This is a genomic window from Metabacillus mesotrionivorans (assembly GCF_052171315.1).
Taxonomy (GTDB): domain Bacteria; phylum Bacillota; class Bacilli; order Bacillales; family Bacillaceae; genus Bacillus_P.
The window spans coordinates 14982-41009 of the sequence record NZ_JBQMFF010000007.1; the positions used below are offsets into that span (position 1 = coordinate 14982).

A 26028-nucleotide genomic window follows, 5' to 3' on the forward strand; every position below is an offset into this window, starting at 1 on the left:
CTCATGTTCTCATGGGCGGTTTTTTTGATTTTCCGCAGTAATTTCCCTGAAAGATCATGGACCATTATACGAAAATCCGAACTATAAATGAGGAGGATGTCTTATGGCAACCAAAATGACTACTATCATTGTAAACGAACTGACAAACGAAAAAGCCCCGTTCTCACAGGAGCGACTGACTGACTTTATTTCTGAAACCGGAAAAGATTTTAAAGAGCTTGACCTCCGTACATACACCGAAAGAGCTGTTCAAAGCATGGAAGGCCGCACTGTCTGTTCTGCCTCTCAGGTGACCAACCTGCTTATTCTCGAAGGCCTCTCAAATATCAGTGAGCTGCAGCCGGAATGGACCTATTTCTGTGCCCGGATTTATCTTAAAAAGCTTTATAAAGAAGCTGCATTCAACAGGAAATCAGGGGGCGGCACCTTCCTGTCACTGATCAAAACCCTTACGGCAAAAGGCATCTACAGCAGACATCTTCTTGATTCTTATTCCGAAGAAGAAATTGAGCAGCTTTCGCAAGTCATCGACCATGACAAAGACAAGCTTTTTACATACATCGGGCTGCGGACACTCTCTGACCGGTATCTTGCGAGAGATTATGACAAGTCGGTTTATGAGCTTCCCCAGGAGCGGTATCTCGTCATCGCCATGACGCTGATGGCAAAGGAAGAAACGGAACACCGCCTTCAGCTTGTAAAAGAAGCCTACTGGGCACTCAGCAATTTGTATATGACCGTTGCGACTCCAACTTTGTCAAACGCAGGAAAGCCTGTCGGACAGCTGTCCAGCTGTTTTATTGATACAGTTGATGACAGCCTGCAGGGCATCTTTGACAGCAATACAGACATTGCCAATCTCTCAAAATCAGGCGGCGGCATCGGAGTTTATCTCGGGAAGATCCGCAGCCGCGGCAGTGATATTAAAGGCTTTAAAGGAGTGTCATCCGGTGTCATCCCGTGGATGAAGCAGCTTAACAATACGGCGGTAAGCGTGGATCAGCTCGGGCAAAGAAAAGGCGCGATTGCCGTTTACCTTGACGTTTGGCACAAGGATATCTTTTCATTCCTTGATTCCAAGCTGAACAATGGTGATGAGCGTTTACGGACGCATGACCTCTTCACCGGCGTATGCCTGCCGGACCTGTTCATGGAACAGGCAGAAAACCGAGGAGAGTGGCATTTGTTCGACCCTCATGAAGTACGGAAAGTCATGGGTTACTCGCTGGAAGATTACTATGATGAGAAAGTTGGCTCAGGTTCGTTCCGCGAAAAATATTGGGAATGCGCCAATCACCCGGAGCTCTCAAAAACCACGGTTCCTGCGATTGACATTATGAAGGGCATTATGAAAAGCCAGCTTGAATCAGGAACCCCCTTTATGTTTTACCGGGATGAAGTGAACCGGAAAAACCCCAATGCGCATAAAGGAATGGTTTACTGCAGCAATCTCTGTACAGAAATCACTCAAAACCAAAGCCCGACAACAATGGATGAACAGTACACAGAGGACGGCAAAATCATTACCGTTAAAACTCCGGGAGATTTTGTTGTGTGCAACCTTTCTTCCATCAACCTTGCCCGGGCTGTGTCAGATGATGTGCTGGAGCGGCTGATCACAATCCAGGTCAGAATGCTCGATAATGTCATTGATTTAAATGATATTCCCGTTCTTCAGGCCAAGCTCACAAACAAAAAGTACCGCGCAGTCGGCCTCGGAACCTTTGGATGGCACCACCTGCTTGCGCTCAAGCGCCTGCGCTGGGAAGACGAAGAAGCCGTTCAGTTTGCAGATGAGCTATATGAGAAAATAGCCTTTTACACCATTCAGGCAAGCATGAGGCTTGCAGAGGAAAAAGGCGCCTATCCTGTCTTTGAAGGCTCAGACTGGCATACCGGCGACTACTTTAAGAACAGAAACTATACACCTGACTCTATGCCATGGGATGAGCTTTCAGAAAAAATCAAAGAAAACGGCATTCGAAACGGCTATTTAATGGCCGTTGCCCCGAATGCTTCAACATCCATTCTCGCGGGAAGCACGGCAAGCATCGATCCGATTTTTCAAAAAATGTACTCTGAAGAGAAAAAAGACTACAAAATCCCCGTTACTGCACCGGACTTGAATGCTGAAACCACCTGGTTTTATAAATCAGCCTATTTGATTGACCAGATGTGGAGCATTAAACAGAACGCAGCCAGACAAAAGCACATCGATCAGTCTGTCTCATTTAACTTTTACGTCCGCAACACCATAAAAGCAAAAGAGCTGCTGGACTTGCATCTGACCGCATGGAAAGCGGGCCTTAAAACCACTTACTATGTCCGGTCAACATCAAGCGAGATCGAAGACTGCGAATCCTGCGCAAGCTGATAAAGGAGAGATGGCATATGACACACTCATTGAATGCGCGTCCGATCATGGACGCTTCTGCGCCGAACCGTTCAACTTCCATCATTAACGGGAGGAGCTCAAACGTTTTAAACTGGGACGACGTATCTTATCCCTGGGCCTATGCAAAATATAAAAAAATGCTCTCCAATTTCTGGACGCCGTTTGAAATCAATATGTCAGGGGACATTAAACAGTTTCCAGAGCTTTCCGGCGACGAACAGGAGGCATTTTTGAAAATCATCGGCCTGCTCGCCCTTCTTGACAGCATCCAGACGGACTACGCAGGAAAAGTAGCTGAGTATATAACAGACTCAAGCATAAACGCCCTGATGATTATGCTTGCCCAGCAGGAAGTCATCCACAATCATTCCTACTCATATGTTTTGTCTAGCATTGTTCCAAAGCATGTTCAGGATGAAGTGTTTGAATACTGGCGCAGCGAACCGACGCTGCGGAAGAGAAATGAATTTGTGACAAGCGGCTATCAGGCTTTTGCGGAAGAAGCGAATGTGCTGAATCTGCTGAAATCCATTGTATATGACGTTATTCTTGAAGGACTCTTTTTCTACTCAGGATTTGCGTATTTCTATAACCTCGCACGCAATCAGAAAATGGTCGCCACTTCCACGATGATTAACTATATTAATCGGGATGAGCAAATTCATGTGGATCTGTTCGTGAAAATCTTCAAGGAAATTCTCCGCGAATATCCGGAATATGATACGGCTGATCTGGCAGCATTTGTTCAGGAAACCTTTAAAGAAGCAGCCTCCCTTGAAATCGAGTGGGGACGCACCATTATCGGAAACAAAATAGACGGCATCCATATGCAGGATGTGGAAGATTATATTAAGTTTTATGCAAACGTCCGGTGCAATCAGCTTGGCTTTGAGCGCCCGTTTGAAGCCAACCGGACAAACCCGCTGAAATGGATCAAGGCCTATGAGGAAGTTGACCTTGGGAAATCCGATTTTTTCGAGCAAAAGTCCAGACAGTATACGAAAGTCAATTCGATTGACAACGGGTTTGATGACTTGTAAATCACTTATGACGAAAAGCGCCTTAACGGCGTTTTTTTTTTTTGAGAAATCAGTGATACAAATTCAATTTTTTTCCGTTAGCTTTACATCAGGAAAAACCATCTCCCGCTTTCCAATTTGCGACAAAAAATGATATTCTTTAATTTAGATGAATGTCTGATTAAATTAGAGGAGATTAGGAGATGACAGTAAACGACGACGCTATACTGTACGAAAGGATCCTGAGGAAAGACAAAGATGCTCTGGAAGCTATGTACGACCGCTACGAAAAGCTGCTTTACTCTTTTGCCTTCCGCATTACTCATGATCATACCCTCGCTGAAGAAGTTCTTCAGGATGTCTTTATGAAGCTGTGGCACGGGAACCGTGTCTATGACAGCAGCAAAGGAAAATTCACTTCCTGGCTATTAACCGTCACAAGAAATCAGGCCATCGACCTGATCCGCAAACATAAAAAGACGGACACCGTCGAAATATTAGAAAAGGATTCTGTTTCCACTCCTGAACAGTCAGTCGAACATGAGGTTGAATGGATGGAAAAAGGCGAGATTTTACGAGAAGCTGTGGCCAAACTGAAAAAGGACCAGCAGCAGATGATAGAACTTTTCTATTTTAAAGGATTTACCCAGCAGAAGATCTCGGATGTGTACCAGATTCCGCTTGGAACTGTTAAAGGACGAATCAGGCTTGCGCTGAAACACTTGAGGAGCATGCTTGAAAAAGAAGGGAGGGTTATGGATGAGTAGCCAAATGTGTGAGAAGCTGTACGATTATTTTAGTGAAAGTTTACCGCCGGAAGAAAAAGCCGAGTTTGAAGCTCATTTGGAGTCATGTCCTGATTGCAGAGAAGAACTTCAGGAATTGACCTCTCTGACCGAAGACCTCCCTTATCTCTCTGAACCGGTTCAGCCTCCACAGGAAATGAAACAGAGGATTCTCGGAAATGTGTTTGAGTCTGATTCTGCTGCTGTTGAGCAAAATAAAGATGACCGGAACAACCTGGTAAACCTCCCGGTTCAAATCAAGTCCGAAAAACGGCCAAATCGATTTGTCCTCCCGTCTGTTGCAGCTCTGCTGTTTGCATCATTGCTCGGAAATGCTTATTTTTTCACTCAGATGGAAAATGAGTCTCCGGAAGAAAACATTAGTATCGATGATCTGCAAAAACAGGTTGCACTTGCACCGGTTGATGATCAGCTGAGCGAAACGACGGCAATGGCAGCATTGATGAAAAAAGATTCCAAAGAAATGGTCTTCCTTCAGGCCGAACAGCTGAAGCAGCTCGATGAAGGCGAAGTCTATCAAGTATGGCTGATTGAAAATGACAAGCCGGTTGCGGCAGGTTCATTCGTTCCAGATTCATCCGGACATGGTGCCGTCATGTACGAAATGAATCTGGAAGGCGGATTCAACTGGGATACGATAGCCATAACGATTGAACCTAAAGCAGGAAATAAGGCTCCTGAAGGCGCTGTTGTTCTGGCGTCACAGCTATAGTCCCCCAGAGAGTACGGTACTACCGTACCCTCTTTTTTTTGTCATGAAACCTCTTTTTGAGCCGTATTGCTCCCCTCTCTCAACAAAAAATGACAGAATTGAGCAAAAATCCCCTTAATTTACATTATTTTTACATAAAATTCACGAAACCCCTACATCTTCCAGCTAGAATTGAATTTGTGTAAAAAAATTGTAAAAAAAGGAGATTTTCATGTCACGCCAAAAAAGACGTTCCTGTTTTATTTATCCCTTAATCCTTATGATGCTTGTCTCAAATCTGCTTGCCGCTTTTACTCCGGCAAATGTGTCTGCTGAGGTAAATGCAGTTCCATCAGGGGCAGAAACGGCTGTTCCTGCCGAAGAAACGGAGTCTGACAAAAAGGAAAAAGAGGCTCTGCCTGCAGAAGCTGAAGCAATTCCTGACGCCACTGACAGCAAGCCGGAAATGCCGGCTGAGCAAGACAGTCAGCAGGCACCGCCCGCAGCTCAAACTCCGGGTCAGGTAAAGGAGACGGAACCAGCGACTGAACAAAAACCTGTTCAATCAAAAAAAGCAGAAGCTGAACAAGAGCCTGTTGAATCAAATGAACCAAAACCTGAACAGGAGCCTTCCGAAGGAACAAAACCTGACAAGGAAGCTTCTGAAGAAGAGCAAAAAACACCGCCTGAAGCAGCCATTGAGACAGAAAATAAGAGCAGTGTGCCGATGAACGGCTCTCCCCTGCTTATTACAGAAATAATGGCCGACAACGCCGGGGCTGATGAATTTGAATACATAGAAGTACACAATCCGACGGATAAGCCTGTCGTCTTAGATCATTACACCATTTCTCTCCGCTATACGGACGGAAGCAGCACGGATAAACCGGCTCTTTTCAGTCCTTTCACTCTTGGTTCAGGGAAGACAGCCGTACTTTGGCTGAACCTGGCAGATAAATCCCTTGAAGACTTCAATCAAAAATACAGCGTCCAATTAACTGCTGAGCAGGTTGTTGAATTTACCGGCACACCTAACTTTGCAAATGGCGGAAACCGCGGCTTTGCGATTACGGGCCCAAATGGAGATGCCGCAACAGCTTCATATCTCGCAGAAGATATCAGCAGCGGCAAGTCCGTACATTACACATTCCCTGAATCCGGCACGGAAATGAAGAAGCTTGAAAAAAAAGCAGATCCCACACCGGGAATCATTCTGAACACACAGGCACCGGCGGAAGCTGTTCCGACACCTGAAAATCAGGAGCCTTCTGCAGTTCACGAGCCATTAACATCAATTTCTGAAGACAGCACTCCTTCTCTCACTGCAGTTATTACAGATGACACTGCCGACATCAGAGCAAACCTTTATTACAAAACAGACGGTGATTTCAAAAAAGCGCCAATGGCTTCTGAGGGGAATACGTACAGTGCCTCCATTCCAAAGGAAGAGCTGACCGGCGAGAGTTTCTTCTATTACATTGAAATCACCGATCCAAACAACCGGGTGCTGCTGAACAACAGCGGTGCAAACTACAAGGTGACCATTGACCGGCCGGAAGCCCCCCCGGCAGAACCTGATAACCCGGAAGATTTCGACAGTTACCCGCACCTCCTGATTACTGAGATTTCACCGAATTCAGCAGGACCTGGAACTGACTACTATGAATATTTCGAAATCTACAACAACACAGACAAGACTCAGTCGCTTTCTGATTATTCGTTTGCATACCGGTATACGGATACAGGCAGCGAAGTGCCTTTTAAGATTCCTGAAGGTCTGACGGTTAATCCGCAGGAAACGCTGGTCCTTTGGTTTAATAATGGAAATCTTACAGCTGAGGATTTCAACAAACAGTTCGGAACAGCTCTTGATTCAGCCAGCCTTGCGATCTTTAAAGATGTATTCCCTGGTTTCGCTAACGGAGGCAATAGAGCCATCTCGATAAAAGACCGCACAGGAGCTGAAGTCATCTCCGCAGCTTATTTGGCCAACGAAACAGATAATAACGGCAAAACAGTTAAATACCAGTACCCGAAAACAGGAACAGACATGGGCAAGCTTCAAACTCTTGCTGATCCTGATCCTGGAGCCATATCCGCAGAACAGGTCCCTTCTTCTCCTGCGAAAGCTCCTGAAGAAACGAATGATTCTGTTAAGCCTGAAATCACGCATACTCCTGTAACGAAAGCAGAAGGCTTTAAAGAAATTGCGATTGAAGCTGACATTACAGATGATAAAGCTGTCCCTTTTGCAACACTATTCTACAAATCAGCAAATGACAGCACGTTTTTATCTGTTCCGATGAACCCTGATGAAGCAAAACCTGAACAGTACAAAGCAGTGATAGCAGGTACTGACGTCCATTCAGATTTGATTTATTACATTGAGGCCTCTGATGGCATCAACACTGCTGCTACAGAAGAACAAACGATTGCCGTAGATCTTCCTGAAGTGGATACGGAAAAGCTTCCTTCATTCCTTGTTACGGAAGTCGTTCCTGATTCGTCCAATGTCGGTTCAGGTGACGGGTATGAGTTTGTTGAAATCTACAATAATACGAACCAGACTGTTAATTTTAAAGACTACAAGATTAATTACCGTTACGGCATGGAGGCATCTACCGACGTTGTCTGGCCTTCGGTACCTGAAGATCTTTTGATTCCTTCCGGTGAAACACTTGTTTTCTGGATCATCAATGACCACAACAAAAACAGCACAGTAGCCGACTTTAATAAGAATTACGGCACAGACCTTGAAGAAAACAAAGATATTGTCCGTATTTACAGTGGTGGCATGGCAAACGGAAGTGCAAGGGGTCTTGTCGTTTCAACCAACACAAACAAAGAAGTTTCGGTTGCCTACTATAATGAGCAAACCGGAATTGACGATACCGCAGCAGATAAAGGAATCTTCTACAAATATCCTTCTGACGGATCGACAGTTCAGGTGAAGGTCAGCGCAGGCGTGAAGGCGGCAGCGCCGGGTTCTGTTGAAGCCTACCAGATTCCAAAAAAACCGGTTACTCCAAAAGAGGACAACAGTCCGCCAACTATAAAAGACCTTACTGATCTGACAGAAATAGATCAGAAAGAAGATATTCATATTCTTGCAGAAGCAAAGGATAACAACTCTTTAACATCGGTCCGGCTGTTCTACAAGACCGATAAACAATCTGACTACCAGAGCGCTATTCTGAAAGAAAATTATGATGATATGCTCTATCACCATACTATTTATTCACCGGACCTGATTGGAAGAAAATCAGTCGAATATTATTTTATTGTCTCAGACGGATTGAATGAAACAGTCAGCAGCAAAAAGAAAATTGCCATTACAAGTGATTTTGATGATGCCGATCTTCGGTTGAATCTTGAAGATGGACAGATTCTAAGCGGAGAAAAAATCATAAAAGCTACAGCAAAAGACGGAAATCCGGACCAGATTACCATTAAAATTGACGGCAAAGAGACAGAGGAAACCTACCGTTCGATTGAGCGCACAGCCTATTTCGCATTTGAAGCGAACGGCCTCAACACGTATTTCCAGAACGCTGTTACGATGGGCGAGGACATCCTTTATTTAATGGACAAGGATTGGTTAACCGACTGGAAAACGTATACCGTTCCGGTTAATCCTGAGAAAATAAAGACAGGCGAAAATATTCTCACAGTCCGTTCCGGAAATAAAGCGTCGCCATTTGATCTTGAATCAGTGGAAAACCGTGATGATTATACAATCCGGAACGTTAGACTTGTTTTATCCGACGGCACTGTCCTTAGACCGGACAATTTCGCAGATGAAAAGAAAGTTATGACCATGAATGATGCTCACCCGTTTGAAGATTTTTCTTTCCAGCTTGCAGATGAACTTGCAGCAAGCAAAACCTATAAATGGGATACAAAAGCTTCATTTGACGGAGACCATGTCATATCTGTCCAGTATTTAAATCATGCCGTGACAGCAAATGTTAAGGTGGACAATACGGCTCCTGTCATCACTCCTTCAATTGAAGAAGGCAAAGAGTACAAGGGTTCATTTGAGATCAATGCGGGGATCGAGGATTCAATAGCAGGCATCGCTTCTTCAGAGGCATGGCTTGATGGTTCAAAAATTGATCTACCGTACAGCACCGCATCCGGGAAGATGAAGCCCGGTGACCATCAATTAACAGTTAAAGCAGCAGATAAGGCAGGAAATCACGCTGAAAAAGTCATCACATTTAAAACGGCAAACGAAAATCCTGACACAATTGAACTGATTGGACCGGCAGACGGTGCAAAAGGACTTCCTGCAGGCGATCCGAAGCTGCAGGTAAAGGTAACGGACCCTTCAAACGACAGCATGAACGTCTCCTTTTATAAAGGGTATCAATATACACCGTCTGACAGCAGTGTTAAATCATTCAAACATGCAGCGGACACAGAACCGCCAAAGCAGCAAGCACCGGCAGGCGAACAGGCTTTTACGTCTGAAGATATACAGCTGACGTCAAAAAAAGACGGCACCTATCTGACGACAGATTCAAGCACCCAGTTCCCTTATCACAGATTCGATGTAACTGTTGATCCGGCTGTGGATGATAGTGACCGCATTGAGCTGAAGTGGGACGGAAATTCATTAGAAGGCAGAAAAGTATCCATGTATGCCTGGAGCCATAAACAAAAGAACTGGTCCTTGGTAGATGTTGAAATTGCAGGGACAGAGGACTTCGAGCTTACCGGAAGCGTGACAGCAGGAGAATTTGTAAAAGGCTCAAAAATCAATGTGCTTGTTCAGGACGAGATTCCAAAAAGTCCGGAAGAGTATGATTACACATTTGCCTGGATGTCCGACACGCAGTATTATTCGGAAAGCTACCCGCATATTTACCAGCGCCAGACAGAATGGATTGCCCAAAAGCAGGAAGAATTAAAGATTAAGTATGTCTTCCATACCGGAGATCTCGTCAATATCTCTACGGAGGATAATCAGTGGAAAAATGCCGATACGTCAATGAAGGTGCTTGACGATCAAAAAATCCCGTACGGGGTGCTGGCCGGTAACCATGATGTTGATCAGGTATCAAACGACTATACCGATTACTATCGTTATTTTGGAGAGAACCGCTTCCAATCAAAAGACTATTACGGCGGCTCCTATCTTAACAACCGCGGCCACTACGATTTAATTTCAGCCGGAGGCAATGACTACATCATGGTTTATCTTGGCTGGGGAGTAACAGATGAAGGGATAGCCTGGATGAATGATGTTCTTTCCGCCTACCCTGAACGAAAAGCCATCTTAAGCTTCCATGAGTATTTACTGGCAAGCGGCACACGCCACCCATTGGGAGAAAAATTATATAATGAAGTAGTCGTTCCAAATAAAAACGTATTTGCTGTACTGAGCGGCCATTATCATGCCGCAAAAACGTATATTGATCAAATTGACGATAACGGCGACGGCACGCCTGACCGCACGGTTACTCAAATGCTTGCTGATTATCAGGCAGGCCCTGAAGGCGGGCAGGGATATATGAGGCTGCTTCATTTTGATCAGGACAACAACAGAATCCTTGTCAATACGTATTCACCCTATTTAGATGACTATAACTATTACGAGACGGATGAATTCCCTGAAATGGATGAGTTTGAGATCAGTCTTGACCTTGCCCCTGCCGAGAAGAGAATTGCCACCGATTCTTTTTCAGTAAATGTTTATACAGATCAGCTAATCGGCTCGGATGAGAACATAGAAAGCGGCTCGATTGCAGAAACAATCTGGACAGGCCTTGAAACCGGCCAAACCTATTTCTGGTACGCATCAGCCGAAGATTCGTTTACAGGAAACACAGTATCAGACATCTGGTCCTTTACAAAAGGAGAGAAAGTAACGGTTCCTGATGAAGAAGACCCTTCTGCACCTCCTGCTGACGGAGGAGAGGATACAGGAAATTCTCCTGCTGACGGCGGCGGAGATACAGGAAATCCTCCTGCCGGGGGCGGTAATCCGGGAGATGACAGCGGCAATGACGGTCCTGGTGCTTCCCCTGATAAAAACGGCCAGCCTAAGGAGTCTGAAAATCCCCGGGTTCCAGACAAAGAGGAATCGGCACCTGATCATGAAAGTGCACCAGGGGACAGCGATGATGCAGCTAAAGGCAGCCATTTGCCTTCCACTGCAACAGAAATGTACAACCTGTTTGCTGCAGGAGGCTTATTCATCCTCGCCGGAGCATCAGTTTTGCTTTACCAAAGAAGAAAAAGAAGCATCTCTTAAACTGGCTGAACAGCAGCATCATGAACAGGAAAAGGAGACGATCCCGCCGGATCGCCTCCTTTTCTTATTTACATTCCGAAATAATCTGTATCCCGGTTATAGGTATGCATCTGCTGTTCAGCTCTCATTGCTTCAGCTTTAGGGTCGGAGTGATAAACATTCAGCTTTCGTCTTCGCTTAGATCGCAGGTCACTGATCCATCCTATTAGAACAAGCACGAGAAATCCGGCCAGAAGCCAAGCCCAGAGCGGCATTGCTCATCCCCCGTTTCCATTTTCAGGTATGCTCTAACTATATTCTGGATGATCTGCCTTTTCAAGAGACAAATGTATCAAGGATTCACATGGCAGCAGGATTTACGGCTTTACAGCTTCTTCTTCCGCTTTCTCAATTAAAGTTGCTTCGTACATTTCCTCATCAGTCTGCACTTTAATGCTCTCTTCCACACGAATTCTTCCTTTACCCATTTTATCTCCTCCTTTATTGATATCATAATTAATCTGAAAATTTAGTAAATAATGATTTCGTCCTATTTATTTGACGAAATTTTGAAGTCTGTGTAAGTGGATAAGAAAGTTCATCCTACTTTATCTGCAAAGTTTCGACTTTTAGCTTTCAAGAATCCACTCAGACGTACATTTTGACGAATAGCCTAAAAAAAGGACTAATGGCTTATGCGGGAAATGTCTTATTCCATCATTTGATGATGTTTTTTTTCGGATTGTGTCACTAGTGAATGCTCCTCTTTTTAAACCTGCCGCCTCTGACTTCGGTAATGTTTGCTACAGCCAAAAATGCTGAAGGATCCAGCTCTTCGACGATCAATTTCAGCTTAGCCTCTTCCAGTCTTGTAATCACGCAGAAAATGACTTTCTTGCCTTCACCTGTATAGGCGCCTTCTCCGTTTAAGTAAGTGACTCCCCGTCCAAGCCTGGCAAGAATAGCCTGACCGACCTCATCCGGATTTTCACTGATGATCCAGGCAGATTTTGATTCATCAAGCCCCTGAACGACGACATCGATCGTTTTATAGGCAATAAAATAAGCAATCAGCGAATACATCGCCCGGTCCCATCCGAATACAAATCCCGCACTTCCCAAGATAAACAGGTTGAAAAACATAATCAGTTCCCCTACAGAAAAAGGAGACTGCTTGTTAAAGAGAATAGCCAGAATTTCCGTACCGTCAAGCGAGCCGCCATATCTGATGACAAGCCCGACGCCAATACCGAGAATAATCCCTCCAAAAACAGACGCGAGAAGCAAATCTTCGGTTAAAACAGGAACAGGATGCAATAGAGCAGTTGCAAAACTCAGCACGACGACACCAAACAGAGTCGAAAGAGCAAATGTTTTTCCGATCTGATTATAGCCGATGAACAGGAAAGGGACATTGAGAAAAAAGAGAAAAAGACTCAGCTTCATATTTGTCAGGTGAGACAGAATAATCGAGATGCCCACAATACCGCCGTCAATGATGCGATTTGGAACGAGAAAAATCTCAAGACCGACAGCCATAAGGACCGCACCCGAACAAATGAGCACCATCCGCTTTCCAATCTCTGCTTTTGGCAGCTTTTTATGCTGTTTGATCAAGGAAACTTGATGGGGCTCCATTTATCCTCCTCCTTTTAGTCACTCTTTTTCTTGTGGATTTATATATTAAATATAAGTACAGAATGAACGCGGCATGACTAATGAGCAAAAAAAAACCACCCTTAATCCGGGTGATTGCTGCAAATCTCTGTGATAAAATGAAAATAAAGAAAATTCGGACGGTGATGCGGATGAAACTGGTCAACATTTGTTTGAAATGCAATGGAAAAGGAACAATCAGATCCAAACTGCCTTTTTTCAAGAAAACCTGCACTCTCTGCAATGGGACGGGCAAGCGTCAGACGACAATTAAAGACTCCAAGCGCGCCTGACCGTCCTCATCCTCTTTTCATTCACTAATGCTTCTCCTGCCACTTGCCCAATGCTTTCCGATTGGTGGCGATAACCGCTTCTTTGATCAGACGGCTGTATCCGCCCTCTACAAGAACGTTTATTCCTTCCGCTGTAGCTCCCCCTGGTGTTGTCACTTGTTCTCTCAGTTCCTTCGGCGCTTTTTTCAGCTTCAGCATGGCAGAGGAACCAGCCATCATTTGAGAGACAAGCTTTGTTGCATGTTCATGTGAAATTCCGTACGTCTCTGCCTGTTCGATCAAGCTCTCCGCAAATGCATACAGAAATGCAGGGGCACTTCCTGTAATGGCCGTTAACTGATGAACCTGTTCCTCTGTGCACACCTCTGATTCACCAATCGCATCCAGTACATCCTTCAGCATCAATTTATGATGTTCTAAAGCAGCCTGACCGTAGGCAGCAAGTGACATCGACTCGCCGATTTCAGAGGCTGTATTTGGCATGATCCATGCTGCAGGTACATGCTGGCCAAGATGTTCTTCCAGAAAGGACGGGCCGATACCGGCTGCAATCGTCACAACAAATTGCCCCTTTAAGACCGGTTTAAGCTCCTTCAAAAATTCAGGGTGAGCTTCAGGAGGCATAGCCAGCAGAATCATGTCCGCTTTTTCAGCATCACTGCTCCAGCTAAGAGAAGGCCTGATGCCGTACTTGTTCTCAAGATACAGAAGCTTTTCTCTGTTTCTATGATTTGACACATAAATATCCTCGATGTTCGGCGACTTTACGAGCCCGGAAATAATGGATTCTGCCATCCGGCCTGCACCAATAAAAAGAATCGTCTGTTTCTTCAAAGCGTTCTTCCTCTCTTTATGTCATGTAATCAGTGTACCAGAAAAACCGGTGCATCCGCACCGGCTTTAGCTGTACTGCTTTTCTTTTTCTTTAACTTCCTGTTTGGCTCCTTCAACGTAAATGGTCCGGCTCGGAAATGCGAAATCGACGCCTTCCTCTTCCAGGATTGCCATGATTTTAAAGTTGATGTCCTGCTTCACGCTTAAATGGTCGGCATAAGCGGTTGTTTTCGTAAAGAAATTCAGGAAAATATTGAGGCTGCTGTCGCCAAAAGCGTTAAAAACAACGTTGATTGTTTCATCATGAACGCCGTCATGCTCTGTAAGCATATGCTCAATTTTTTTCACGCACGTCTTAAGCTGTTTCTGCGTTGTATCATAAGTGACCCCAAGCGTGAACTGAATCTGCCTTTTCCCCATCTTCGTCCAGTTTGTAATCGGCTCATTGGCAAGCGTAGAGTTTGGAACCGTCACAAGAGCCTGAGCGAATGTCCGGATTTTTGTGCTCCTGAAGGATATGTCTTCTACAACTCCTTCTACACTTGGTGTTTTGATCCAGTCACCAAGGGTAAACGGCTTCTCTGTGATAATAATGATACCCCCGAAGAAGTTTCCGAGTGTCTCTTTGGCAGCAAGAGCAAATGCGAGTCCTCCAAGGCCAAGTCCCGCAACAAATCCGTTAACATCATACTTGAATTCCTGGGCAATAATGCTGAAGGTAAGAGCTAGAATGATAAATCTCATTACCTTGGACAGGAAGGGACCGAGAATATCATCCATTTCAAGCTCAAACCGCTGGTTGACTTTGTCGAATAGCAACGAAGATGATGCTGTCAGGTTATACAGTCCCCACGCGAGTGTCAAAACAATGGAAGACCGGTAAAACTGGCTGAGTATTTCCCTTTGATTGTCCAAAAAAGGAGAATACAGAATCGCCAAATACAATCCGATCAGAATAAAAAACATCCGCAGCGGTTTATCATAGGCGACCAGTACATTTCTGAACAGATCTGTCGGCGTTTTGCTGCTGAATTTAAGAATCATCTTAAACACATATTTCGTAAACAGCTTGCGAAGGACCATGAACAGAACGAAGATCCCTATACTGACGGCGATCTCAATCAGGCTTTCAGTTGAGGTATATTTTTCAAGCAATATGTTTCTCTCCCTTATGTTTGTATCCCTTATGTTTTTCACAAAATACTATTATACTAAACTCTTCGAGATCCTCATGGTCTTTTAGTCCCTATTTGAAAAGACAATTTTCTTAAGCTGCCATTCCGTATTTATCAATCCGTCCGGGTCAGAACAACTTTCTGGATTTTTCCCTGAAATTCTGATACCGTTATCATAAAAAACCAGAGAGAGGTACATTCAATGTCACTAAACACTTGGTTTGCAAAAGGGTTAACTGCACAGGAATACATGGAGCAAATGAATGTCAACAAAGAAGAAATGACGATTATTCATGAAGGATTTTCCCTGGATGAAGATGACATCTCCATTCTCGAAAGCATAAGCACCCAGTCTCTTCGCGTCATTGTCCTGACAGAAGACTGGTGCGGAGACGCCATGCTCAACAACCCGATTCTTTTGAAAATTGCTGAAGAAGCAGGGATGGACGTGCGTTTTCTGCTTCGCGACTCCAACCTTGACTTAATGGACCAGTATTTAACAAACGGAACATCCCGCGCCATCCCAATCTTCATCTTTATCGACCGGGACGGAAATGAAAAAGCGGTCTGGGGTCCGCGCGCCCCGAAAATCCAGCAGCTTGTTGACTCACTCAGAAAACATCTTCCTGAAAAAGATCACCCTGATTTCAAAGAAAAGCAGTCAGAGATGATCAAAAAACTGACTGCCGCTTATAAAGAAGACGAATCGCTGTGGAAAGAAGTTTCATACAGCATCATTACAACCCTCAAAAAACGAAGATTGCATGTATAAGCAATCTGAATAAACAGCAAAGCAGCCGTTACTCAGCGGCTGCTTTCTTGATTTCTGCCTGAAGTTCGATTTCCACATTCCCTTTAACCGCACGGCTGATCATACACGAACTTTCAGCACGTTCAGCAAGTTTCTTCGCAAGCTCTATATCTTTTTCCGATGCTGCGGCTTTTAGCGTGATAACAGGACGATGCACGATTCGCTTATAGGTGATTACCCCGTTTACCACTTCAACAATCCCCTCAGATTCCATCGTTAAATCCTCTTTTTCAAGGCGGCTGCGCTCCATCATGGCCGCAAGCGTAATAATGTAGCACGTTGCTGCAGCGCCGAGGAGCATTTCATCAGGATTTGTTCCGACACCCGGCCCATCCATTTCAGGCGGTATGGAAATTTTTGTTTTAAGCTGTCCGCTCTCGATTTCCCCAACGTCATTTCTGAGTCCGGGCCAATGAGCTTTCAGATAAAAAGAATGTTCAGCCATATAGATCCCTCCAAAAATAATGTTCATCTCACCATTAAAGTATAGCTTCAGCAAACATGAATGTCAGAAATTGTGCTCAGTCAGGAAACCGACACACCGGACATCAGTCCCAAATAGGCTGAGACAATGAAAAGCAAAGCAAGAACAACGGCTGCATAAGCGTTTCTTTTTTTCATAAAACTTAAACCAATCATTCCAAGAAAAAGGCCTGCCAAAAATAATAGAAGGATGCCATCTATTGAAAAATCAAGGCTTAGCGTTACCTGAGGCTCTATGGCCAAGCCCTTGATCCACTCAAACAGGGGAGCAGCTCCTTCTGAACGCAGCGTCACATTCACGTCGTGAGGCGGAGCCTGTGTTCCAAGAAAGCCTGTAAGAAAAAAGACAGTTCCAACAATCAAACTCTCCGCTCTGACCCACGCGAACGTTCCCTTTTCACCTGCCTTCCTTCCGATAAAGCCATTTAGAAAAGCAAATACCAGCAGGGGGATAATCGCCAGATGCTTTAGCAGAATCACCTGGCCATACGACAGCGGCCATGCCTGCACATAATCCCGCAAATCAACCATCAGATTCATAACAAACAGACCCGCTGCGGTCAGGACCGCGAAACAGGCAACCGCAAAAGGCGTAAACCACTTAAGAAAGGCCGGCCAGTTTACAGGATGAACGGTAAACCAGGCTACATGAAGCAAAACACCCGCCCATAGAGCCACAGCAAGAAAATGAATACTGTGCGAAGCCATGCCCGTCCAAAACGATAATGAAGCGGCATGGCTTGCATAGCCAAGTGCAAAGATCATAAACAGCAGCAGCATGCTCTGAATGAATTTTGGACCATCCATATAAAGAACGAGCCATAAGACTATCGCAGCAGCCGCTGTGAGCATCCAGGATTGTCCAATCTGGAAATCCATCAGCACAGACTGCACGGTCTGGCTGATTCCCGCCGCTTGATAAAAGCTCAGGATCACCTTTAAAACAGGCAGAAATGTAAGCCCGATGATCAGCACAACAGACAGCAGCAAGAACCTCTTAGACACAACCACTTCAGGTTTTTTTGAGGCAGGCACAAGCTGCAGAACCACATGGCCAATTAAAAAGGAGAAAAGAATATAGGTTATTCCTTCTCCGATGGGTATCAGGATATTCACAGCTCTTTACCGTTTTTTTCTCATGAGAGAAATGATGAAAATAACGGCCAGAACACCAATTGCCGCAAGGGCTATTGTCATAACGGGAGAGCCTTCCTCCGAAGCTTCGGCATTTCCGGTCTGCTCATCAGCCGGCTGTTCCTTTGCAGCTTCTTCTTCAGATTCCCCGCTGTCTCCAGGTTCTTCCGTTTGCGGGGCTTCCTCATCTGTTTGCGGAGCTTCTTCTGCAGCCTCCTGCTGAACATTGAAAGCAAGCGTTCCTTCCATTTCATGTCCGTCTTCGCCGATAATTTTCCATTCAGCTGTGTAAGCTCCGTTTTCAAGCTCACCTTGAGGCGTGCCTATAAGCTTTTCCCCTTCTGCTTTGACCTCAACAGGCACCTCAGATCCATCTTTCACAAGCTTCATTGAACTTAGGGGTTCTATCTTTGTATCAAATGTCAATTCGATTGTTTTCAAGGGTTCTGTAACGGTTGAGCCGTCTTCAGGAAGAGAAGAAGTCATATGTGTGTGCGCCATAACGGCATTCGGAAAAATCAGCAAAACGGCCATTGCCGCTATACTTATCCATTTTTTCATCTCGATCAATTCCTTTCACTTTTATCATCCACTGTATCTTATCACGGTATACCGGCGGGACACCCGCCTAATTTCAACAGTTTTCTAAACTTCTGTCAGCACTGATTACATAGAGAACGCTCTATTTGTGAGTTTGGATGTTTCCCAAACAAAAAAACCGGATCACTTACAATCCGGGTTTTGCTGCATAATTTTACAGAGGTATATTTATCAGAGTAGTTTATCCCCCGTGCTGCTGTGATTTTATTCTTTTTCTCTGAACATAGCGCAGCAGAATCATTCCTGCAAACAGTGCGCAGCCTGATGCTATAAAAGCCGGGCCAAAGCGGTTTAACAGGGCATTAACTGTTTCAGCCGAGTCGCCAAACTGGTTGCCGAGCCAAAAAAAAGCGAGAGCCCATATAAAAGCAGACCCGTATGCAAGCAGCGCGAATTTCCAGAACTTCACTTTGTTCATCCCCGCAAGAACGGGACCTAAATGCCGCAGAAGCGGAAAAAAATAAGTGATTCCAAGCGTATATTCTCCGTATCTTGAGAAACGAAGCTGAAATCGTTCAAACCGCCTCTTTGCTCTTTCTTTTCTGACAAGAATGGAAAGAGCAAGCCCGCCAAAACTTTTCCCAATTAAAAACCAGCATGTAAGGGCCGTCATAATGCCCAAATAAGATGTGAAAAAAGCAGGAACCGGATGCAGGATTCCGTGTGAAGATGCAAATCCCCCCATCATGATGATGACTTCGTTAGGAAGGGGAATAAAGAAGGTCCCCGCTGACAGCATGACGTAAAGGGCAACATATCCGTATTCCTCCATAAAAATAAGAAGCTCAGAACTCTCCATATTTTTCACTGCCCTTTCATTTAAGTGAGCCTGATTATTCTATAGTAATGAAATTCGGAGTTCTGATTTCTACTCAGAACTCTCGGTCGCTTCATGGCTTTCCCCATGGAAAATCGCTTTGATTTTTTCGCGGTTCTTTTTAGAAACAAGAATATACAGTGTATCACCGGAGAAGATATTCGTTTCCCCCCGCGGCGTATGAAGTTTTTCATTTCGGATGACAGCTGTTATAAGCGCATCATTCGGAAGCTCAATGTCTTTCAGTTCTTTTCCTGATACAGCAGCGCCTTCTCCGACTTCAAGCTCCACCATTTCATTGTTCGTCCTCCCGATTGAAATCAGCTCAAGCGAATGAGGCACGGAAATTTTCTTGCTTTCCGACAGTTTTAATTTGTTTGCAAGAGGCGTCAGGGTTGCCCCTTGGAGCAGCGCAGATGTCAGAACGACGAAAAAGACGACATTAAAGATCAGCTGGCTGTTTTCAAGCCCCGCGAGCATCGGATAGGTTGCGAGGACAATCGGAACGGCCCCTCTCAGTCCCGCCCACGAAATAAACAGTTTTTCTTTCACTGTAAACTTGGAGGCAATCATGCTGAGGAACACTCCTGCCGGACGCGCGACGATCATAAGAATAATGGACAGCAGCAGTCCTTCCCAAATGATGTCAACAAGCTGATTTGGGAATACAAGCAAACCGAGTAAAATAAACATCAGAATCTGCATCATCCAGGCGAAGCCTTCGTTAAAACGGATGATCGAATGACGGAATGTAAGATCCGAATTTCCTACAATAACTGCCATCACGTATACCGCAAGCAGTCCGCTTGCATGTGCGGCCGTAGTTAGGCCGTAAGTAAGAATTGCCATGGCAAGTGACAGAACCGGATAAAGACCGGAAGAATCGAGATTGATTTTGTTTATGACCCAAACAGCCAGTTTCCCAAACAGCAGTCCTGCAGCGAGCCCAAAACCCATCTCCCAGAAGAAGCGCAGGATAAGACCGAAGAATCCCGTTTCAGGCTGGCCGATTAAATGGATAATGGTAACAGTTAAAAAGACAGCCATTGGATCGTTTGTTCCTGATTCTGCTTCAAGTGTGGAAGTCAGTCTTTTCTTTATGTTTTTATTGCCGAGCACGGCAAAAACAGCTGCTGCATCCGTAGATCCGACGATCGCACCGAACAGAAGCCCTTCAAGCCATGTCAGATCCAGAACATATTTAGCGAATACCCCTATGATAATGGTTGTAACAAAAACGCCGATTGTCGCAAGCATCGAAGATGGAACGATGATCTTGCGTACATCCATCCATTTAGTCTGAAGACCTCCGTCAAAAATAATGATAATGAGGGCAATCACTCCAAAAAGCTGGGCAAGCTTTGCATTGTCAAAGTAAATATAATGGCTCAGCACCATTCCGACAGCAATAAAGAAGACGAGTGAAGGCAGTCCAAGCCGCGAGGAAAACTTTGCGGTCATAACTCCGACTGTCAGGAGAACAGCGAATATGAGAATGATGTTATCTACAGAAAATGTCAATATGGCCTCACCTCTGGATTTAGATTTATAGTAAAGAATGATTAAATGAAGATGTCAGCCTGGGGCTGGTTATAAAGGAATTGCGGAAAGACCGGTTTTGAAGGTCTTAAATAGGGGAATAAGTCTATTTTATCGCATTTCTGCCCCTTCAGTCTAATATTTGAACCGGGAAATGGGTTTCTTTTCAAGGCTGCTGGATGCTTCTTCCTCCTCTAAAACAGTTCCAGTATGGTAAGATAGTTGAAGATAGTATACATGGCAGAAATCGGGTCATAACATTTAATTGATAGATTCTGAGGTGACAGAATGAATATAGATACTGCTGCTTTTACAAGATTGCTGCTTGACGGCAATCAGAATGGAGCATGGAATATCTTAAAAGAAAGCCATGATGGCGGTACACATCCTCTGGAGGTTATGCAGGAGCTATTGACCCCTTCTATGGCCAAGATCGGCCTGCTGTGGGAAGAAGATGAGATTTCAGTAGCTGATGAACACCTGGCAACCACAACCTGTGACTATATTCTGTCGCGGTACAGAGAATACAGTCTAAAGCAAATACCGAAAACCGCAAAAAAAGCCATGTTTCTTTGCCTGGAAGATGAACTTCATCATCTGGGGCTGAAGATGGTTTCTATTTTGTTTGAATGGCACGGTTATCAGACGCGGCTGTTTGGAGCAAGCCTTCCGCTGGAATATGCTCTTGAATACGCAGAAGAATGGAAGCCGGATGTAGTCGGACTTTCTTTTTCTCTCCGCAAAAACTCTGAACGTCTGTCACACTATATAGATGAAATAGAAGAACTTGATCACTCTCCTCAGGTGATTGTAGGAGGAAGACTGGTTGCTTCGTATGACTTCAAGAACATCTGTTCATCAAACACCCAGCTTTTCTCCAGTCTATCCGCAGCAAATGACTGGCTGCTGAAGGAAAACAGCTATGCTTGACGGCAGACACCTTCCGCTTCCTTTCTTTAAATTAGATAAAAAATTCCGTATCCTTGAACGCTCTCTTGCAGCCGGCAAGCTGTTTGCAGAGAAGGAAAGCTTTCTTGATCTGGCTGATGAGGACAGCAGAAGAAAAGCCGAGAAAGTGTTATCTTCCGGAAAAAACGACTCAGAGCTTGTACTCAGAACCTTACAATCTCCCCTAGCTCTGTTTAAATTGAACATAAATACAGATAATGAATATCTGTATCTGATTCTTACTGAGCAAAACTCAAAAATGGAGATGCTCGTTCAGCAGGTCGAGCTACACCGCAGAAGACTTGCGGAAACAGACCTGCAGCTGCTTGCAAAAAAAGAAGAGGCAGAGGACGCTTACAGGAAGATCATTGAGCTTTCGTGTCCATTCATTATGCTCACGAAAAAGACCGCCCTCCTTCCCTTATACGGTGATTTAACCGAAGAGCTCGTTTCAGCTAACGCCGGAAGACTTTTAAATCTTCTCCAGGAAACCTGCGCAGAGCAGATCCTGATTGATTTTCATGGTGTAGGATCCGTCTCTGAAACAGGTATTAAGGCTCTAGCAGATCTCGTGAAGGAGTTCACGCTGATGGGAGCATCAACCTGTTTTGCCAGCTTAAATCCGGTTCAGGCAAAGCAGGTTTACCATTGTCATACCTCACTGGATGTCACATATGTGAACAGCCTCAGCTTCGCACTTGAAACCTATCTTTTATGATGGGTTTTTCTTTTTATCTGCCGCCATACAAGGAATTTGCTAATGAATACAGAAGTTCTCTTAAAAGAAAGCGATACAGGAGGCAGTGATGAAAAAAGAACCTTACAAGAATGAGAACAGAGATTTGATGAGCTCAATTTATGATGAATTTGAGAAAAAAGGCGGTGCTGCAAAACTGCCGGGAATGGGAAAACCCCTGCCTAAAAATGCTCTCGAAGGGGATATTTTCTCCAAAATCGTCAAAAATGCTAACTATCTGCCCGCATGGCTGCAGCGTCAAAAAGAAATCAAAAAGCAAATTGCGATTGTTATGAAACTTAAAGATGAAAATCAGCGTATTAAAGAAGTTGAGCGGATCAATCAGGAAATCATCAAATATAACCGTTTGTGTCCGCCTGCTCTCCAAAAAAGTCAGCTTTCATCAGGTCACCTTGAGAGCCAGTACAAACAGTGGGAATAATCACTTGGTTTCATTCACTCCCTTCACGGGAAAAGCTGATTATGGCAAATTGCCGAAGCTCACGAAAGTGAGAAATACTTTAGAAAGTGGTGCATCTATTTGCCGAAAGACAAAATCTTTAAAATCGGATACGGCATTATTATTTTTCTGACAATCATTCTTTTATCAACGAAAGTGGATTTCATCTTCAGACCTCTTGAAATCATTTTCACGACTCTATTCTTCCCTTTTCTTGTATCAGGCATCATTTTTTATCTGCTCCGGCCCATTGTAAGATTTCTCGGGAGAAAAGGAGTTCCAAATACCATTTCCATCATTATTATTTACTTGCTCGTGATAGGACTTGGCACACTCGCTGTTTTCCTGATCGGTCCGCCGATTCAGCAGCAGTTTCAGCAGCTGATCAACAACTTCCCGCAAATCGTTCAGACTCTGCAGGACAACCTTCTTGCACTGAGGGAAAACAAATGGTTTGCCCGCTTTGAACAGAATGACATTATGACGTTTGAAAAAATGACGGCTTCTGTCACAGATTATTTTCAGTCAAATGTCAGCAATATCGGCAGCAGAATCACTGGATTTATCGGGATTCTGACAAGCATTGCGACGATTTTTGTGACCGTTCCGTTTATCGTCTTCTATCTGTTGAAAGACGGGGACCATGCACCGAAACAAGTGCTCCGTTTTCTTCCATACACAAAAGCTGAAGAAGCAAAGCTGATATTAAAGGATATGGACCATGCCCTCAGCTCCTATATTCAGGGGCAGGCCCTTGTCAGCCTTGTCGTCGGGGTCATGATGTATATTGGCTACCTGATTATCGGGCTTGATTATTCCATTCTCCTTGCTCTGTTTGCGATGCTGACTAACGTTATTCCTTTCCTCGGACCGTTTATTGCAGTCATTCCGGCTGTGATTGTTGGCTTCTTGGACTCTCCATTTATGGTCATTCAGGTTCTGATTGTGGTCATCATCGTTCAGCAGATTGACGGCAACGTTACATCCCCGCTGATTATGGGCAAAAGACTGGATATTCACCCGTTGACCATTATCCTGCTGCTCATTGTCGCAGGAAGCATGGGCGGTCTGCTCGGCATGCTTCTCGCTGTTCCGACCTATGCCATTTTAAAAGTCATAGTCAGTCACTCATACAGACTGTATCTGCTCAGAAAAGAAAAGAAGGATCCGCTCCGCAATTCATCAATTGACATCGAAACGGAGTAATTTTTCCGATTTGCAAGATAGTAATAGGAAATGACCAAATAAAAACGGGCAGGTGGAACTATGTCGTTTTTTCAACTACTGAAAAAGGGAAACAAATCATCAGGGATTGCCGCTCTTGGAAATACGGCTTTGACCATTATTAAAGGAATTGCCGCCTTCATAAGCGGCAATGGAACGATGTTTGCAACAACTCTGCATTCAGCGGCAGACGCAATCAATCAGGGCTTCGTTTTTATCGGAAGCGCGCTTGCAGAAAAGGCTCCGACAAAGCGTTTTCCAACAGGCTTCGGCCGGGTGGTGAACCTTTTTGTACTCATAGCGGTAATTGTCATTTCCATTATGGCTTATGAAACGCTTCATAAAGGATGGGAACTGATCCAGCATCCGAAAGAGACCACAAACATTTTGCTGAATGCCGGAATTCTGGTGATTGCCGTTATTGTTGACGGGCTCATACTCATTAAAGCCATGAAAGAAATTGCACACGAAACAAGAACAGAAGGAAAAGGACTTGGGCTTGCCTCGAATGCATTCAAAAATGTGAGCCTTGCCTCTCCCCCGACCCGGCTTGTTTTTTATGAGGATATTATCGCAACGTTCGGTGCACTTCTTGCTCTTGTATCCATTGTTGTTTCTTATTTCACCGGCCTCTATGTGCTTGACGGTATCGGCACGCTGCTGATTGGAATCCTGCTTATTGTCATCGCAGTTAAAATCGGATATGAGAATACGATCGGCCTGATCGGGGTTGCTGCACCGAAAGATGTGGAAGAGCGGATTGCCGAATTAATCCTGACAGACCCGGACGTTGATGATATTAGAAACCTCCGCATACTCCAGGAAGGCCGGAGGTATCATGTTGAAAGCTACCTGGAACTGAAGCCGGGATTATCCCTAGCTGTAGCTGATGATATTAAAATCAGAGTCCGGGACCTGCTCTATACAGATCCGGACGTTGCTGATGTTGTACTGGGCATTTTTGAATCTGACGGAATTAAAACGTGGGGAGACGAACCTACCGTTTAAGCAATTAAGCTAAATACAATCCGAGCTGGGCTAACCAGTTCGGATTTTTTATGGATAGGAAGGTCTTTTCGGCAAGGACCCCTAATGTGTTCTATTCCTGCTATTTTCCTATTTAAGGGTTTTGAACTGGACAACAAAGGGAAAATTTCAAATGTTTTCCAATAGTGTCAGGGGGTAAAAAAAGTGAAACTTTAAGAGATGTCAAACGTTTAAGAGTATGTACAGCTTGATAGACCAAATCAGAGAGGAGCTTGTTTATTTTGAAAAAGTGGAGTTTATTGATCAGTTTACTGTTTACACTCGTTTTGGCCGGATGCGGACAGAGCACTGCAACAAATGAGGAAAAAGAAGACAAACAAGCAGAAGCTGAAACGACCGAAACAGCAGATACAGAGAAAGAAGCTACAGCTGAAGAAGTCCTTGCATCGGCTGCCGAGAAATCAGCTGACCTTAAAAACTTCGCCATGGACGGAACAATGGACATGATCGTAACATCAAGTGAAGGAAAAATGGAAACAACGGCCGATATGCAGACAAAAACGAATATTGAGCCGCTCGTCATGCAGCAGACGATGAATATGTCAGCTGAAGGACAGACAACTTCCATTGAAATGTATATGGATGACCAGTACATATACATGAACGACCCTGCTTCAGGAGGCTGGATCAAAATGAGCCAGGCAGGACCGGGCATGGGAGAAATGATGAACCAGGCAAAAACAATGACGCCTGCAGACCAGATTAAGCAAATGGAAGCAATGGCAGACGACATTCAGCTTGAAGAAACAGACACTGAATATATCCTGAGCGTAAAAGGAAACGGCGAGAAACTGATGAGCCTGACTGGAAACATGATGGGTTCTGATCCGAACATGCAGGCTGCAATGGAACAAATGGAAATCGAGCAAATCGATTATACGTATACACTTGATAAAGAAACCTACTATCCGAAAGCACTGGATATGGTTATCAAAATGTTCGTTACAGAAAACAACGAGGAAGTAGAGCTGCAGCAGTCCATCTCCACAAAGTTTTCAGAAATGAACGAGCTTGAAGGCTTCAGCATCCCAAAAGAAGTTCTTGATCAAGCTGTGGAAGTTCAACCTGGAGGCTAAGAACAAAAGCGGAAGCGCCTTGCTCAGATCCGATAGGCAGATAAGA

The 26028-nt window shown here is 44.6% G+C and carries 22 protein-coding genes; 12 read left to right on the forward strand and 10 right to left on the reverse strand.

Features of this window, described 5'->3' with window-relative positions; genetic code table 11:
* Nucleotides 1-103 precede the first annotated feature (103 nt).
* From ACTSEZ_RS16675 to ACTSEZ_RS16695, 5 genes are all read left to right on the forward strand, one after another.
* Nucleotides 104-2374, forward strand: a complete 2271-nt coding sequence (locus tag ACTSEZ_RS16675; RefSeq protein ID WP_369735404.1) for a ribonucleoside-diphosphate reductase subunit alpha — start codon at nt 104-106, stop codon at nt 2372-2374.
* Nucleotides 2375-2391: 17 nt separating this feature from the next.
* Entirely contained in the window at nt 2392-3435 is a 1044-nt protein-coding gene (locus ACTSEZ_RS16680; protein WP_369735405.1) for a ribonucleotide-diphosphate reductase subunit beta, read from the forward strand.
* 182 nt (nt 3436-3617) lie between these two features.
* Nucleotides 3618-4181 carry an RNA polymerase sigma factor gene (locus ACTSEZ_RS16685; RefSeq protein ID WP_369735406.1) on the forward strand — a complete coding sequence of 188 codons (564 nt, stop codon included), beginning with the start codon at nt 3618-3620 and terminating at the stop codon, nt 4179-4181.
* A complete protein-coding gene (locus tag ACTSEZ_RS16690; protein ID WP_369735407.1) occupies nt 4174-4932 on the forward strand; it encodes an anti-sigma factor in 759 nt (252 codons plus the stop codon). The genes ACTSEZ_RS16685 and ACTSEZ_RS16690 overlap by 8 nt, the downstream gene beginning before the upstream one ends.
* Nucleotides 4933-5143: 211 nt before the next feature.
* The gene (locus ACTSEZ_RS16695; RefSeq protein WP_369735409.1) at nt 5144-11170 is read left to right on the forward strand and encodes a lamin tail domain-containing metallophosphoesterase family protein; all 6027 of its coding nucleotides are present in this window, start codon (nt 5144-5146) and stop codon (nt 11168-11170) included.
* Between the two features lie 68 nt (nt 11171-11238).
* Here the strand turns inward: ACTSEZ_RS16695 and ACTSEZ_RS16700 are convergent, their stop codons facing one another.
* From ACTSEZ_RS16700 to ACTSEZ_RS16720, 5 genes are all read right to left on the reverse strand, one after another.
* A complete protein-coding gene (locus ACTSEZ_RS16700) occupies nt 11239-11424 on the reverse strand; it encodes a hypothetical protein (protein WP_029567283.1) in 186 nt (61 codons plus the stop codon).
* A gap of 102 nt (nt 11425-11526) precedes the next feature.
* Nucleotides 11527-11637 (reverse strand): YhdX family protein, encoded by a 111-nt coding sequence (locus tag ACTSEZ_RS16705; protein ID WP_087946378.1) that lies wholly within the window; start codon nt 11635-11637, stop codon nt 11527-11529.
* Between the two features lie 262 nt (nt 11638-11899).
* Nucleotides 11900-12787: a YitT family protein gene (locus ACTSEZ_RS16710; protein WP_029283574.1), complete on the reverse strand. Its 888-nt coding sequence runs from the start codon at nt 12785-12787 to the stop codon at nt 11900-11902.
* A 335-nt stretch (nt 12788-13122) separates the two neighbouring features.
* The gene (gene proC / locus ACTSEZ_RS16715) at nt 13123-13932 is read right to left on the reverse strand and encodes a pyrroline-5-carboxylate reductase (protein WP_369735411.1); all 810 of its coding nucleotides are present in this window, start codon (nt 13930-13932) and stop codon (nt 13123-13125) included.
* 66 nt (nt 13933-13998) lie between these two features.
* Entirely contained in the window at nt 13999-15087 is a 1089-nt protein-coding gene (locus ACTSEZ_RS16720) for a mechanosensitive ion channel family protein (protein ID WP_369735413.1), read from the reverse strand.
* A gap of 222 nt (nt 15088-15309) precedes the next feature.
* On the opposite strand from ACTSEZ_RS16720, the gene ACTSEZ_RS16725 reads away from it, so the two are divergent.
* The gene (locus ACTSEZ_RS16725; RefSeq protein ID WP_369735414.1) at nt 15310-15879 is read left to right on the forward strand and encodes a thioredoxin family protein; all 570 of its coding nucleotides are present in this window, start codon (nt 15310-15312) and stop codon (nt 15877-15879) included.
* Between the two features lie 28 nt (nt 15880-15907).
* Here the strand turns inward: ACTSEZ_RS16725 and ACTSEZ_RS16730 are convergent, their stop codons facing one another.
* The 5 genes from ACTSEZ_RS16730 to ACTSEZ_RS16750 all read right to left on the reverse strand — a co-directional run bounded on the left by ACTSEZ_RS16730 (nt 15908) and on the right by ACTSEZ_RS16750 (nt 20473).
* On the reverse strand, nt 15908-16363 hold the full coding sequence (locus ACTSEZ_RS16730) for an OsmC family protein (protein ID WP_369735415.1): 456 nt from the start codon (nt 16361-16363) through the stop codon (nt 15908-15910).
* An 80-nt stretch (nt 16364-16443) separates the two neighbouring features.
* Nucleotides 16444-17517, reverse strand: a complete 1074-nt coding sequence (locus ACTSEZ_RS16735; RefSeq protein ID WP_369735417.1) for a CopD family protein — start codon at nt 17515-17517, stop codon at nt 16444-16446.
* 6 nt (nt 17518-17523) lie between these two features.
* Nucleotides 17524-18096 carry a copper resistance CopC family protein gene (locus ACTSEZ_RS16740; protein WP_369735418.1) on the reverse strand — a complete coding sequence of 191 codons (573 nt, stop codon included), beginning with the start codon at nt 18094-18096 and terminating at the stop codon, nt 17524-17526.
* Between the two features lie 220 nt (nt 18097-18316).
* The gene (locus tag ACTSEZ_RS16745; protein WP_369735419.1) at nt 18317-18934 is read right to left on the reverse strand and encodes a DedA family protein; all 618 of its coding nucleotides are present in this window, start codon (nt 18932-18934) and stop codon (nt 18317-18319) included.
* A gap of 69 nt (nt 18935-19003) precedes the next feature.
* Nucleotides 19004-20473, reverse strand: a complete 1470-nt coding sequence (locus tag ACTSEZ_RS16750) for a potassium/proton antiporter (RefSeq protein ID WP_369735421.1) — start codon at nt 20471-20473, stop codon at nt 19004-19006.
* Between the two features lie 306 nt (nt 20474-20779).
* On the opposite strand from ACTSEZ_RS16750, the gene ACTSEZ_RS16755 reads away from it, so the two are divergent.
* The 6 genes from ACTSEZ_RS16755 (at nt 20780) to ACTSEZ_RS16780 (ending at nt 25982) form a co-directional block, all read left to right on the forward strand.
* A complete protein-coding gene (locus tag ACTSEZ_RS16755) occupies nt 20780-21421 on the forward strand; it encodes a cobalamin B12-binding domain-containing protein (protein ID WP_369735423.1) in 642 nt (213 codons plus the stop codon).
* On the forward strand, nt 21414-22157 hold the full coding sequence (locus tag ACTSEZ_RS16760; protein ID WP_369735425.1) for an STAS domain-containing protein: 744 nt from the start codon (nt 21414-21416) through the stop codon (nt 22155-22157). Before ACTSEZ_RS16755 ends, ACTSEZ_RS16760 begins: the two co-directional genes overlap by 8 nt.
* Before the next feature lie 88 nt (nt 22158-22245).
* On the forward strand, nt 22246-22617 hold the full coding sequence (locus ACTSEZ_RS16765) for a DnaJ family domain-containing protein (protein ID WP_369735426.1): 372 nt from the start codon (nt 22246-22248) through the stop codon (nt 22615-22617).
* A 99-nt stretch (nt 22618-22716) separates the two neighbouring features.
* Nucleotides 22717-23841 (forward strand): AI-2E family transporter, encoded by a 1125-nt coding sequence (locus ACTSEZ_RS16770; protein ID WP_369735427.1) that lies wholly within the window; start codon nt 22717-22719, stop codon nt 23839-23841.
* A gap of 60 nt (nt 23842-23901) precedes the next feature.
* The gene (locus ACTSEZ_RS16775) at nt 23902-24867 is read left to right on the forward strand and encodes a cation diffusion facilitator family transporter (RefSeq protein WP_369735429.1); all 966 of its coding nucleotides are present in this window, start codon (nt 23902-23904) and stop codon (nt 24865-24867) included.
* A gap of 260 nt (nt 24868-25127) precedes the next feature.
* Nucleotides 25128-25982 carry a DUF6612 family protein gene (locus tag ACTSEZ_RS16780; RefSeq protein ID WP_369735430.1) on the forward strand — a complete coding sequence of 285 codons (855 nt, stop codon included), beginning with the start codon at nt 25128-25130 and terminating at the stop codon, nt 25980-25982.
* Nucleotides 25983-26028: the final 46 nt, after the last annotated feature.

What these genes read in the sequence shown, in the direction of transcription:
- ACTSEZ_RS16755 (WP_369735423.1), top strand. Translation starts at nt 20,780, where the DNA reads ATGAATATAGATACTGCTGCTTTTACAAGATTGCTGCTTGACGGCAAT.
- ACTSEZ_RS16760 (WP_369735425.1), top strand. Translation starts at nt 21,414, where the DNA reads ATGCTTGACGGCAGACACCTTCCGCTTCCTTTCTTTAAATTAGATAAA.
- ACTSEZ_RS16705 (WP_087946378.1), bottom strand. Translation starts at nt 11,637, where the DNA reads ATGGGTAAAGGAAGAATTCGTGTGGAAGAGAGCATTAAAGTGCAGACT.
- ACTSEZ_RS16730 (WP_369735415.1), bottom strand. Translation starts at nt 16,363, where the DNA reads ATGGCTGAACATTCTTTTTATCTGAAAGCTCATTGGCCCGGACTCAGA.
- ACTSEZ_RS16675 (WP_369735404.1), top strand. Translation starts at nt 104, where the DNA reads ATGGCAACCAAAATGACTACTATCATTGTAAACGAACTGACAAACGAA.
- ACTSEZ_RS16745 (WP_369735419.1), bottom strand. Translation starts at nt 18,934, where the DNA reads ATGGAGAGTTCTGAGCTTCTTATTTTTATGGAGGAATACGGATATGTT.
- ACTSEZ_RS16740 (WP_369735418.1), bottom strand. Translation starts at nt 18,096, where the DNA reads ATGAAAAAATGGATAAGTATAGCGGCAATGGCCGTTTTGCTGATTTTT.
- ACTSEZ_RS16700 (WP_029567283.1), bottom strand. Translation starts at nt 11,424, where the DNA reads ATGCCGCTCTGGGCTTGGCTTCTGGCCGGATTTCTCGTGCTTGTTCTA.
- ACTSEZ_RS16775 (WP_369735429.1), top strand. Translation starts at nt 23,902, where the DNA reads ATGTCGTTTTTTCAACTACTGAAAAAGGGAAACAAATCATCAGGGATT.
- ACTSEZ_RS16725 (WP_369735414.1), top strand. Translation starts at nt 15,310, where the DNA reads ATGTCACTAAACACTTGGTTTGCAAAAGGGTTAACTGCACAGGAATAC.
- ACTSEZ_RS16765 (WP_369735426.1), top strand. Translation starts at nt 22,246, where the DNA reads ATGAAAAAAGAACCTTACAAGAATGAGAACAGAGATTTGATGAGCTCA.
- ACTSEZ_RS16685 (WP_369735406.1), top strand. Translation starts at nt 3,618, where the DNA reads ATGACAGTAAACGACGACGCTATACTGTACGAAAGGATCCTGAGGAAA.
- ACTSEZ_RS16710 (WP_029283574.1), bottom strand. Translation starts at nt 12,787, where the DNA reads ATGGAGCCCCATCAAGTTTCCTTGATCAAACAGCATAAAAAGCTGCCA.
- ACTSEZ_RS16680 (WP_369735405.1), top strand. Translation starts at nt 2,392, where the DNA reads ATGACACACTCATTGAATGCGCGTCCGATCATGGACGCTTCTGCGCCG.
- ACTSEZ_RS16695 (WP_369735409.1), top strand. Translation starts at nt 5,144, where the DNA reads ATGTCACGCCAAAAAAGACGTTCCTGTTTTATTTATCCCTTAATCCTT.
- ACTSEZ_RS16690 (WP_369735407.1), top strand. Translation starts at nt 4,174, where the DNA reads ATGAGTAGCCAAATGTGTGAGAAGCTGTACGATTATTTTAGTGAAAGT.